Source organism: Paenibacillus mesotrionivorans (assembly GCF_046098205.1).
Classification (GTDB): Bacteria; Bacillota; Bacilli; order Paenibacillales; family NBRC-103111; genus Paenibacillus_AR; species Paenibacillus_AR mesotrionivorans.
In genome coordinates, this window is sequence record NZ_JBJURJ010000020.1 from 115,021 (window position 1) to 126,578 (window position 11,558).

At 39.5% G+C, this 11,558-nt stretch carries 10 protein-coding genes; 9 read left to right on the forward strand and 1 reads right to left on the reverse strand.

Translation table 11 applies throughout. The annotated features are described in order from the left end of the window. The first annotated feature begins 59 nt into the window (after positions 1–59). The 8 genes from ACI1P1_RS25480 (at position 60) to ACI1P1_RS25515 (ending at position 10,162) form a co-directional block, all read left to right on the forward strand. Complete coding sequence (locus tag ACI1P1_RS25480; RefSeq protein WP_416219313.1) at positions 60–848, forward strand: hypothetical protein; 789 nt, start codon at positions 60–62, stop codon at positions 846–848. Beyond that, entirely contained in the window at positions 841–5,862 is a 5,022-nt protein-coding gene (locus ACI1P1_RS25485) for an RHS repeat domain-containing protein (protein WP_416219314.1), read from the forward strand. Before ACI1P1_RS25480 ends, ACI1P1_RS25485 begins: the two co-directional genes overlap by 8 nt. A gap of 14 nt (positions 5,863–5,876) precedes the next feature. After that, positions 5,877–6,257 (forward strand): hypothetical protein, encoded by a 381-nt coding sequence (locus ACI1P1_RS25490; protein ID WP_416219315.1) that lies wholly within the window; start codon positions 5,877–5,879, stop codon positions 6,255–6,257. Positions 6,258–6,628: 371 nt separating this feature from the next. Next, on the forward strand, positions 6,629–6,877 hold the full coding sequence (locus ACI1P1_RS25495) for a hypothetical protein (protein ID WP_416219316.1): 249 nt from the start codon (positions 6,629–6,631) through the stop codon (positions 6,875–6,877). A 203-nt stretch (positions 6,878–7,080) separates the two neighbouring features. Next, positions 7,081–7,455 (forward strand): hypothetical protein, encoded by a 375-nt coding sequence (locus tag ACI1P1_RS25500; protein ID WP_416219317.1) that lies wholly within the window; start codon positions 7,081–7,083, stop codon positions 7,453–7,455. Between the two features lie 234 nt (positions 7,456–7,689). Continuing rightward, a complete protein-coding gene (locus ACI1P1_RS25505; RefSeq protein ID WP_416219318.1) occupies positions 7,690–8,373 on the forward strand; it encodes an RHS repeat-associated core domain-containing protein in 684 nt (227 codons plus the stop codon). Positions 8,374–8,375: 2 nt separating this feature from the next. Next, positions 8,376–8,639: a hypothetical protein gene (locus ACI1P1_RS25510; RefSeq protein ID WP_416219319.1), complete on the forward strand. Its 264-nt coding sequence runs from the start codon at positions 8,376–8,378 to the stop codon at positions 8,637–8,639. A gap of 686 nt (positions 8,640–9,325) precedes the next feature. Further along, positions 9,326–10,162, forward strand: a complete 837-nt coding sequence (locus ACI1P1_RS25515) for a class I SAM-dependent methyltransferase (RefSeq protein WP_416219320.1) — start codon at positions 9,326–9,328, stop codon at positions 10,160–10,162. A 52-nt stretch (positions 10,163–10,214) separates the two neighbouring features. Here the strand turns inward: ACI1P1_RS25515 and ACI1P1_RS25520 are convergent, their stop codons facing one another. After that, positions 10,215–11,090 (reverse strand): DUF421 domain-containing protein, encoded by an 876-nt coding sequence (locus ACI1P1_RS25520; protein ID WP_416219321.1) that lies wholly within the window; start codon positions 11,088–11,090, stop codon positions 10,215–10,217. Between the two features lie 193 nt (positions 11,091–11,283). Here ACI1P1_RS25520 and ACI1P1_RS25525 point away from each other — a divergent pair. After that, on the forward strand, positions 11,284–11,558 hold a 275-nt coding region (locus tag ACI1P1_RS25525; RefSeq protein ID WP_416219322.1), incomplete at its 3' end, for a hypothetical protein.

The window sequence follows — 11,558 nt, forward strand, 5'->3', positions numbered from 1 at the left end:
ATTGAATCTTTGCTTCAGTACCCTCTATCCCTCAAAAAGTGTTAGGGAGGAAATTTTGAATGAAAAAAGCAATTTCTAAATCAACTAGCAGCTTTATTATATTTCTGGTGACCATATTAATTATTAGTCTTTCTATTCCGGCTTGGCTTAATCACAAACAAAGCACTGCCACTGTTACATCATCCATAGAAACTCAGGAAGAAGAGTTCCTAGATAATCGGAAGCAAATGGAAGAAGAATTTAAGCAAGAGCTATTGGAAGCAGATGTATCACAACCCATCTTAGAAAAAGATTGGGCATTGGAATTAACCAATGAACAGCCTGTGGAAATACCGAAATTGCCTGCAATAAGCACCGTAGAAGCAAAAGGGAATGAGAATGATTCCATCTCGTTGATGAAAAGCAAGACTCAAGAAAAACGTAATAAACGTATTTTTAAGGAAGATCAGTTCAATTATCATCAAAAGGATGTAGAAGAACTGATGTTAAAAGGAATTTCGCTAGAAGATATTTATATGTCCGATCAGATTGGTAATGACTGGATGGTCGAACCCCGTAAATTACTGGAACGTAAGGAAAATGGAAAGCCATCGTGGGAAGCGATAGAAAAGGAAGTAGAAGAACATGTTGATCGTGAGTTGTCCGATCTTACTCAAAAACTTAATAAAAAAGTGGATCAAATAAGCCAAGAGGTTCCTAATAAAGCAGAGCGTCTGGAAATTCTTAAACAATTAAAACAAAATGGAAAATTGTCGTTGGATCAAGCTATACATTCGTTCAAAACGAACAAACACGAAGAACTGATACAGTTAAAGGAAGCAGCAGAAAGGGGGCAAATGCATGAATAAATTTTTACGCTTTTTTAGCACCTTTTTATTTTTACTTTGTATATCAATTGGACTGTCGGCATACGCTCATGCTGCAGTCTACGGTGATGACAATGTGATCAACGGATTATTTACCCAAGAATCCATAAACCAGACGAACAAGTCTCAATATGCTGATCGTAGTGGAAGTGAGAATATTGACGAAGTGACAGGATCTCTAACGTGGAAATCGAATCAAATTCAATTGCCGGGTATTGAAGGACTGGATTTGAGTATTGGGGTAATGTATCAATCCAATTATGCATTTGGATATATGAGGCATTATAACAGCTCAGGACAAATCAAAAAATACAATTATTTAATTTCCCGTTACGATCTGGGTCAGGGTTGGTCGTTCCGCTTTCCTTCTGTCCAGCTGGCAGATGGATATACATACTATCATACCGGTGAAGGACCCATTTACCGGGTGGACTTTGGGGCAACGGGGGCTGTCGAAAGCTATACTCATCTTTTGGGATATCAAGGAAAGGATGTTCAGTTTCTAGCAGATGCCCAAGGAACCTTCAGTAATGGGCAAGCCACTTCGGCTTTTTACGTGGAATATGACAGCAAGAAGCGTGAATATTTCGCAGCGGATGGTCGTTTGTTAGGAATCGTGGATAGATACGGAAACACATTAACATTCCAGCATCAGGATCGAGTAACCTATGATGGCCAAACAAATAATGTCATTTCCTCTATTAAGGACTCAGTAGGCCGGACCATTAGTTTTACCTACACAACAAACTTGCAGACTGTGACTGACGAAGAGTTTAGTAATGCAAACGGGGAGAAAATTACGGTCACTGTTAATGATCCATCAGGAAATTTTGTTGAGTCTGTTATATACACAAAATGGCGCCAGCCGATGAAATTTAATGAAAATCCCGATGGATATGCGCCTTATTTGTGGTCAATAAAAAACCAGAATTCAGAGTATACTTATTTCGAATACGAAACAAAAGTTGGACGATTTGATCATCGTTATAAGTCGTATGATTACTCAGGGTGGAACAGTTATTTTCTGTTGAACGAAATATCCGCAGATCGCACTAGGTTCAAATATCAACATGAGCTAACCAATCGAAATTTAGGTCCATCAGGAATTTCCGAAGACTTCCGAGTAACCCAGAGGTATACTCAATTGGTGAAATCAACAGGTGCAACCGGAGATTACAACCACTTGAATTATACGTATACCAATGACTATTCCGGTTATCCCGGTTATTCTAACCCTTATGATCTTCCAGCGAGCTACACCTTTTCCAGTCAATCCAAACTGCAGAGCAACACTCGAACGAATGGGCTAACCAGTATCTCCACCTATAACGGAAAGCAGCAACCTACCGTAAAGGAGACAAGAACATCTGCGGTTTCACGTAAATTCACGAGCTATCTGGCTTTTCATTCGACATTTACCCAACTGCCTACGGACCTTCAAATAACCGAGTACGACATTGGAGATACAGATGCGACAGCAAGCAAACTCTTTGTAGCAAAAACGTATACGGATTGGGGGGCTGTAGCCACCGAAACCAAACCTTTAATCCGAAGTGAGATGGATAATCCGCGAACAAAAAGCCAGTATAGCACAACTTTTATTTATGAGCCTAATTATCACCAAGTCGAGTCCAAAAAATTGTATCAGAACTATGATAAACAGCTTATAGATTCATATACGTATGATGGAAATGGCCGGTTACGAACTCATATAAATCCCAAAGGTGAAGTTACTACTACTTGGTATGAAACCATCGATTCAAATGGAAATGTCATGGACAATTCTACCCAGGCTTCGACTGTTTTAAAAGGAAAAGTACGTAAAGTGGTTACTTCCAAACCTATTGAAGATGGTAAAGCGTCCCAGAGTATTACCCGATATTCTGCAGAAACGCAATATGCTTTTCCTTCCGAAGTTACAACAACCTTTACAACAAGCGATAGTAACGGCCAGCCCCTCGTGCAGACAATAAAGAAAAGTATGTCATATAACTTGGGAACAGGTCTGCTGCAGGAGGAGTCAGATGGTAACAATAACAAAACAGCATACACTTACGATGTTTTAGGACGTGTGTTAAGTGTAAAGTATCCTGAGTTTACAAATAATAGTGGAGAACGGTATGCTGTTTCAGATATTTATGAGTATGGAGTAATAAATGATACAACATTAGTAATGGATGATCCTGAGAATTCAAGTTTACGTGAATTGCGCTTGTATTCATACCGGAAGTATACCCGCCTCTCAAACAATACTCTAACTAAACTAAATCAGGCGTATTCTTATTACGACGGAATGGGAAATGTGCGTAAAATTTCTCAGCATGATCCGCAAACAAATACCTTTAAAGATACCCGTTATCATTACGACGATCAGGGAAGGGTCGCTTATGTTCGTGATGCAATGGAGAACATTTCCATGGCAGCTTACGATATGTGGGGAAATCAAGATGAAGTTATAGACGCATTCGGCAATCTTTATAAAACCGAACGACAATTAAAGCCTATTCGTCGCATTACCGGATATTTTGTTGCCGCGGCAGATATGGAAGATTATCGTTCTGATCCTACACGCTTGGATTTGAAATCTCAGTATGTGGAGAGAGATTTTGATTTGTGGGGGCAGTTGAGATTTGTTCGTACCTTTAAAGATTGGCCTAACAGATCTCAGCCAATTACTGAGGAATACGTATACGATATTGCTGGTAACATATCTTCCTATCTTGATCCTAATAATAATATAAGTGATTTTGGGAAAACAAAAAATTACTACTATGATGCGCTAAATCGAGTAATAAGCATCAGAGATGCATTAGGACAGTATACCAATATTGAATACAATGCACTGGGAAAAATTAAGCGTATGTATATGGAAAGAGGTGGGGAATCTGTACAACTAAACACTAAACAGTATAATGAGATTGGTGGCCTTCAAAGTAAAGCCGATCCAACAGGTGCTACTGAAACATACACTTATAATAATTTGGGACAACTCATTGGTTCTAAGGATCGAATGGGAGCCACAACAGCTTCACTTTATGATACTCAAGGAAGAATGATCAGTAATCTTACTGTTCGTGATAGCATCAACCAAGAGATTAAAACCAACATCGGTAGTGATGGGATTCTATTTGATACTACGGAAATTTTCTTGAATGGTTTAAATACTTCCAAAATCACAACTGGAATGGACACGAATAAGAGGGTTTCTTCTATAAACCAAACGGCAAATAACTACAGATCTTCTTTAAATCTCACTTATAATGGTATTAATCAAATCACGAAACAAGTAAATGGAGTTGCCGGATTTACAGTGAATTTTCAATACAACCGTAATCGCCTGGATAAGGTGCAAGTCAATGGACAGAATATAGTAGATAATAGCGATCAAGCAAATGTTCGATATACATACTATCCTAATGGCCAAGTTGATACCATTACTTATCCACCTTTGTTAGACGGCTCGATTGTTTCAAGTAAATACACTTACGATGCCCAAGGTAGAATAAAGACATTAGTGAACAGTAAAGGAGGAAGCAGCTTATCCAGTTATACCTACGACTATGACTTTAATGGAAATATTACCTCAATTAACGAGGATACTCTATTGGGGAATAGAAGCAGCACGTATACTTATGATAAATTGAATAGACTAGAGGGAATTACTAGATCAGATGGGTCAACCTCTCGGTATACCTATGACCTTCTTGGTAATCGTAAAACTCAAGAGGATACCAGGTCTTTGTTATTTTCTATGGAGGACAACGTTAATAACTACGATATATATAATCGCTTAGTTGACGTTGCTAAAGGAGATACAACAACCTCTCTTGCTTATTCCGCTGATGGATTGCGCTACAAAAAAACAAATGGAGGTGAAACGATTCAATATCAATATAATGCTCTTGCCCAAGTAATCGCTGAAAGCAATGGCAACAATGCCACTGAGGCGAACTATGTTCGTGGCGACAGATTATTGGTCAAAAAAGAAGCAGCTACTGGAAAATCCTATTATTACTTATATAATGGACATGGCGATGTAAACATGATGATTGATACAAACGGAGTGGTTGTAAACCAATACCAATATGATGAGTGGGGAAATTTACTCATTAATGAGGAAACTGTTCCAAATAGTTTCAAATATGCTGGTGAAATCTACGATGCAGAGTCCGGATTGTATTATCTTCGAGCCCGTTATTATGATCCAAGTGTGGGACGTTTTATCAATCAGGATATGTATGAGGGGGATATCACGAATCCGCTGAGTTTGAATTTGTATACGTATGTTCATAATAATCCGCTGATTTATTCAGATCCTACTGGTAATTGGTGTACATCTGCAGATGGAAAATATTCATTGCCTGGAGGTTGTAACGGAGGGATTGAGGGACAAAAGGATGTTGAAAAGGATGTTGGCACATCAAAATATTCAAAAGATAGTAATCATAACGACAGCTGGATAATTTGGAATGGAGTAAGGATGGAGAAATATGAATACACATCAAGTAAGGAAAATGTTACAGTAGAAATAGCAATTGAAACAGGAAAAGGTGCTGCTGATGCTGCTCTTGGGAAGCCATTGTCTGATGCTATCAATAATTTAAATAAAGGAACAGCAGCTAGAATTCCTTATACTCATGCAGGTCCTTATTCTGGCACCGCTATGAAATATACACCGCCTTTAAAATCTGTATCGTTTGCTTCAACTGCTATTAAAGTTGCTGGACCAATAGCGTTGGGCTCATATGTTTACCATATTGGTGAAGATATTAACAAATATGAAGGTAGTGATTTGTTTTACGCAACAATAATTACTACACTGAGTGATGGGGTATCTGTAGGGGCCGGTATGATGATTGCTGCAGCCGGGGCAGCAGCTGTTGCTGCTGGAGCAGAAGTTATTATTGCTGGGGGATTAGTAATTGTTGCAGGTGGAGTAGCAGGTTACCTAATAGGAGAAGTTGGGGATTGGATTAAAGGTACCTTTGTTAAATGAATGGGAGAAGAAATATGAACGATATTATTAATGAATTCCCTTACCCGATACAAATTTTATTATTCTTAATATCTGGTGTAATCTTGGTCATTTGTTATATAAAACTCAAAAAAATAAATAGAATATTTGGACTCGGAATTTTATTAATAGGAATTTCATGTTTTTACCAAATGGGCAGTCTGATACTTAATTACTTTTATTCTTCTGATTTATTAAGCTCCAATCGATTTATTTTATTTTTGATCTTTTTTGTTGGTTTAATATTAGTTGCCATTGCAGGATTTCAAATGAGCCATAACCAACGTGAATTGCGCAGGCTCTTGTTGATGGGCATATTATTAATGTTAGTATGTGCAATGGGAATAGGTATTATTATACTTCTAAAAATTCAGTAGTCCTCATGCCATAAGCGATTAAGACCGCTTGTGGCGTTCTTTTTTTACTACTATAACTCACTGTTACTGTATCTGTGGGACTTCTGGCTGGTAACAATCTAAAGTGTAATCTTGATGCTTTGTCAATGAGGATATGTATGAAGGGGATATCACAAATCCGGTGAGTTTGAATCTTTATACGTATGTTCATAATAATCCACTTATTTATTTTGACCCTACTGGTAATTGGTGTACATCTGCAAACGGTAAATATTCCCACCCAGGCAGGTATGATGGTGGGGTGAAAGGTGATAGCGTAAAAAGTGTAATGTTAACGGGTCTATATGGACACCTGATTCGAAACATATCGGTGAAAAGGAAATTTGGGAGATATGAGTGATTCTTCCAACGGCATAACATTAACTGAAGAGGTAGTAAAGAATATATTAACAGGAGCAGGCGATTCAATAGCAGGGAGAATAATATCGAATATGTCTGATAGAAAGGAAATCTCATTCAGTTCCAATGCTATTCAAGGAGCAAAGTTTCGACCAGCCGTTGATGTATTAAAACCAGTTTCAAAAGCTTTAGGAATAGCAACTATTGCTTCTACTGGAATTGATATTTATGCTGATTTCTAGGAATATGATGGTTGAAATATAGTTAAAGCTGCAGTTGTTGATTTGGGTGCCTCAGGCCTTGGAATAACCGCAACTGTAATCGTTGGAACATTAACTGCTGAAGTATGGGTACCGGTCGCTGTGGGTTTTGGGGTTGGAGTTGGTCTAGGATTCGTAGCTGATTGTGTCAAAGATGTAGTAACGAAATGAGGTGCATATAGTTTATGATAAGTTTTTATAATAGCTTACCTTGGCCCATTTATCTGCTTGTCTCAATAGGTTTGGGCACATTTTTGGTACAATGTTTTTTAAGGAATTCGAAAAAGTATTCCATTCTAGTTAGCGCAGGAATTATATTATTGTCCATTTCATCAATACTTGCTGGTGTAGTTAGAGTTTTTTATTTGTTAAATATTAAATGGCACCTGAATTTAATTGAATCATCACCTCTTGTGGGAGTTATTGGATTACCTTTACTATTTGTAGGAGGATATTTAAAAACAAAGGATGATCCTGAAAAAAATAGAATTATTTTGATTTGCACCACAATTGCATCAATATGTATTTTAATGATTGCGTTTGTCATAATCTTTTCATGAATCTATGTTTTTATGAGCCACATGCATGCGACTAATTCTCGTTTGTGGTTTTCTTTTTCTCCTCTGCCCACCGCTGCGTAATTCAAAACAGCCAAAAACCACGCAACAGAGTTGCGCCGCGGAAATTTATCTAACTATTAATTATGCTTGCTTGATGGATTTAGACTATCCATTTGGAGCTAAGAAAAGAAGATGCGAATACTAGTAAAATTTTTTGTTATGTGAAGTATTATAATGCCAACCACAGGTGAGTATTTGCTTATAGTTTTTCTTTTTTTGCACATGTATTTCAATACACGAAAAACTGTAAAACAAGAATGTGCGGCTGGCTTGTATTATTTTCACGCTCGGTATTACGATCCTGGTATGGGCAGGTTTATAAAAATGAAGGTAGATACAAATCAATTATTGTATCCTCATAATGCAGTTAGCTCTGGAAGTTATGGAGAAAGAGCATGGGCACAAAATCAACTGGACTTAGGATTATTTTATAAAGAAGTTGTGCCGAAAAATGCTGGTGTTGAACGACATGTTAAAGGGAAGGTAGAACTAAGTTTAATATTAAATACTGCATTAGAAGTATCGGCAACAGACGATAATGTAGAATTAATATTTAGTTATGGAGTAAATGGTAAAATAGGAGTTGAGGATCAAATTAAAGAATTTAGAATGGATAACAATGGAAACATAAAGGGATCTTTTGATATTGGTATGTCGAAAGGTTTCTCCCCAAAAGTAATAGATCGGGACTGGGGAGCCGACTTTCAAAAGGAATATACAACTGATGATATATATCCAGTACAATTGCCAGCTTATGATTTAAAGGGAGCTCCTCATCCAGATCAAGCATTATTGTTTGCACTGTGGGCTCATTATTCCATAACACGGGGAATCTATGAAAAAATACATCAGAAGTAAAGGTGATTTATATTAAAAGTAAATATGGCATTTTTGTTCTCATCGGAATATTTTTGGCTTTATTTAGTATATTCATCTTCGGCGAAATAAAGCTAAAAAAAATGCATTATACTGAAATTAATAGAGTAATTAACAATAACGGTGGTACTGTTATTAATATTCAAAAAGTTGAAGAATCACCTTTGCAAACATCATCACGTAATAATATTTATAAAATTGAATATATGAAAGATGGGAAAAAATGTTTGCCTATTACCGGGCAATAAGATCTTTGGGAAATATGCACGAAAATAGAAAAAAAAGGTTATAATGAAACATGGTTATTTTTATAGGAAGGTGCCAATATGCATTCTATTACAATACGAAGACTTCGCTATAGGTCAATTATTTGGGTAAGTGCATTAACAACGGGTTCTTTTGGTTTATTTCTCGGTTTTATTTTGCTATGTTTAACTTTTTCGGGATGGAAATTAAGACTTTATTATGGTCAATTTGAAGTTATGAGGCTGTCTGCGGGATTGCTGTCTTTGATCATATTATCCTTATTGGCAGTGTGCTTAGGCGTTATCCTCTCTACGATTTTATACTTGCCTCTTGTGCTTTTAAGTGAATATACCAATTTAATCCGTATTAAAGGTATATTTGAATTAAAGGAATGATGTAACTTACCACAAGCGATTATAATTCGTTTGTGGTTTTTTCGTTAGAAAGCTCCATACCTCAGGAACAGAATATCCAGCGTAGGCGATAATCTGTAGCGCCAGCGACCACGTGGTCTTCAATGACGACGAACTCATGGACATCGCCCATGAGCTGGAGCCTGTAATATATACACAAAAGATGTTTTGCTGGAATAGGAAAAAATTTGAGATGCATATCTGTTGTTTTAGTATTCATAAAGTAAAAAAAGTAACTCTGTTTCAAGATAATTAGTCATCGGAGGTTATAAAATATGGAGTGCCCCATATGCGGAAGTAAGTCCATATCAACGTTTTTTAATTACCCCCGCTTTACACTGAAAGCCTGTCCGGATTGTGATATGCTTTTTCAACCCGAAGAAAGCCGCAGCAAGAGCAGTGATTTGATTCCGGAGATATACAACGAGGGCTGGATTCGAATGAGAGATCAGTGGATCAAAAGCTCTTATCTGGATAATGCCTACTTTAACACACTGATGCTGCAGATGTATAAGCCCAATAAAGGCAAGCTGTTGGAAATTGGTTCGGGAACAGGTGAATTTCTCAACATGGCGCGCGCTGCTGGCTGGGACACTCTTGGAGTCGAACCCTCCGCGGCTTCTTGTGCGTATATCGCTGAAAAGTATCAGCTGCCGATCATTGAGGGGATATGGACACCTGACCTTCCATTGCCAACAGAAACCTTTGATGCAGTTGCTTTCTGGCATGTGTTTGAGCATATCCCTGACCCCGTTTCCTTTTTGAAACAGCTCTCTTCGCTGCTTACAAAGGAGAGCTATATCTTTTTCAGCGTTCCGAATCGATATAGTCTGAGGAATGAGGTTTTCGGAATTTCTAGCTCATTGTACACGGAAGCGGATCACTTGTTTCACCATTCGGAGCGAAGCCTAAGACGCATAGTGGAAAAAGCTGGCCTAGATGTTCAAGCCTTGTTCAGCAAGCAGACGACTGCTGAGCTGGAAAGGCTGCTGCCTCACTATCGGCCGAATGTGTCCTTTACCTTCGCACAGACGATGGAGCTGTTGTCCCAGCTTCAAGGTGAAATGCGGGGCCACGAGCTGTTCTGCGTTGCTAAGAAATCGGCTGAATAACAAAAATGCTCCCGTATAAGCATCGTTTGAGCGGGAGCTTTATTCTTACTTCTTAAGGACGGGCTTGAAGCCTCCGCTGCAGCTCCCGGAACAGGGTGTCCAGCGCCTGGGAGGCATCCTGCAGCGCTTGTTTTGCCCCAGGCTCGGTTTCCGTTACACCGGCCAGAGCCAGCTTGGTTTCACATTCCTTGAGTGCTGACAGCAGCTCCACATTGGGCTGCGGTTTAGGTTGTTGGGGCTGCTTGTGGCGGTCGTCATAGAAGTCGGCGTAGAGCTCACCGTTGGCATCTATCTGGGCCAGGAAAACATCCGGAACGGCGGCTTTCACCTCGGCAAGCTTTTTGTCCAGCCAGTTCCGGTTCCGTCCCGACTTCTGCAGAGCTTCCTCCAGAATTTGCCCGTCCATAATCACCGTTTGCGGTTCTCTCTCGGGCTGGACGGGAAGTCCAAGATCCTTGGGAGTCAGAGGCTGATTCTCCCGCTTCAACAGGACATTAATGTCCCCGCTGGGCTCCATAATGGCAAATTCCACATCCGCCAGATTGAAGGCGGATTTTTTGCGTAGCTGCTCCATCAGCTCATCCGTGGTAAGCCGCTCCTTTTTCAGGTTCTTCTCCAATACCCTGCCGTGTTCGATCAGGACGGAGCCTTTGCTGTCTATAAAATCACGCATCCGTTTGCTCTTGAGCTGCAGAAATTCGATGAAGTAGGAGCAGGCTGCCCATACGGTTAAGGAGAGAAGCCCCAGCATCCATTCGGCTTCCGAGTCCACGGTGACGTATGCCGCAATGCTGCCAATGGTGATGCCGGTGATATATTCGAATAAGGACAGCTGGGAGACCTGACGTTTGCCAAGCAGCTTCGTCAAAAAAAACAAAATCAGTACGGCTAACAGAGTTCTCCATGTGATTTCAAACCATTGAGGCATGCTGCTTACGCTCCTTTTACTTGGGTAATGGATGCTCGGTAAGACGCTGCTGGACTCTAACGGACAGGAAAGCCGCTATTGTAGCAAATATTGGCGTTCAGACTTTCTAACGGACGGGAGAGCGCTTATTGACGGGTAACGTGGGTGAAAAAGGCGTTTTTGTTCAAAATAACGGCTGTGGTGACCGTTAGAAATGGAAACCCTTGTTTTGGGGCCAAATAAGGGCTCCTGGGGCACTGGCGATGCACTAAACTTAACATGGCTAGGTGGACGCCTAGAGATAGGGATAAACATGCTTTTGTTGAAAATATTTACATGTCCTTCTCTGCTCTTCATCAAAAAAGAGAATAGGCAACTAAACATGGCGGCATTTTCCTTTTTTTTGGCTATGTGGTTGTTACTTCACGATGATTTTTTTGAGTACCTGTGCTTCCTTTGGCGGCCTGTCCACTACTTGTCGTCCTCTCG

Bases quoted from the DNA above. Each gene is read 5' to 3' on its own strand.
- ACI1P1_RS25480 (WP_416219313.1), top strand. From the start codon at position 60: ATGAAAAAAGCAATTTCTAAATCAACTAGCAGCTTTATTATATTTCTG.
- ACI1P1_RS25500 (WP_416219317.1), top strand. From the start codon at position 7,081: ATGATAAGTTTTTATAATAGCTTACCTTGGCCCATTTATCTGCTTGTC.
- ACI1P1_RS25520 (WP_416219321.1), bottom strand. From the start codon at position 11,090: ATGCCTCAATGGTTTGAAATCACATGGAGAACTCTGTTAGCCGTACTG.
- ACI1P1_RS25490 (WP_416219315.1), top strand. From the start codon at position 5,877: ATGAACGATATTATTAATGAATTCCCTTACCCGATACAAATTTTATTA.
- ACI1P1_RS25515 (WP_416219320.1), top strand. From the start codon at position 9,326: ATGGAGTGCCCCATATGCGGAAGTAAGTCCATATCAACGTTTTTTAAT.
- ACI1P1_RS25505 (WP_416219318.1), top strand. From the start codon at position 7,690: ATGCCAACCACAGGTGAGTATTTGCTTATAGTTTTTCTTTTTTTGCAC.
- ACI1P1_RS25485 (WP_416219314.1), top strand. From the start codon at position 841: ATGAATAAATTTTTACGCTTTTTTAGCACCTTTTTATTTTTACTTTGT.
- ACI1P1_RS25495 (WP_416219316.1), top strand. From the start codon at position 6,629: ATGAGTGATTCTTCCAACGGCATAACATTAACTGAAGAGGTAGTAAAG.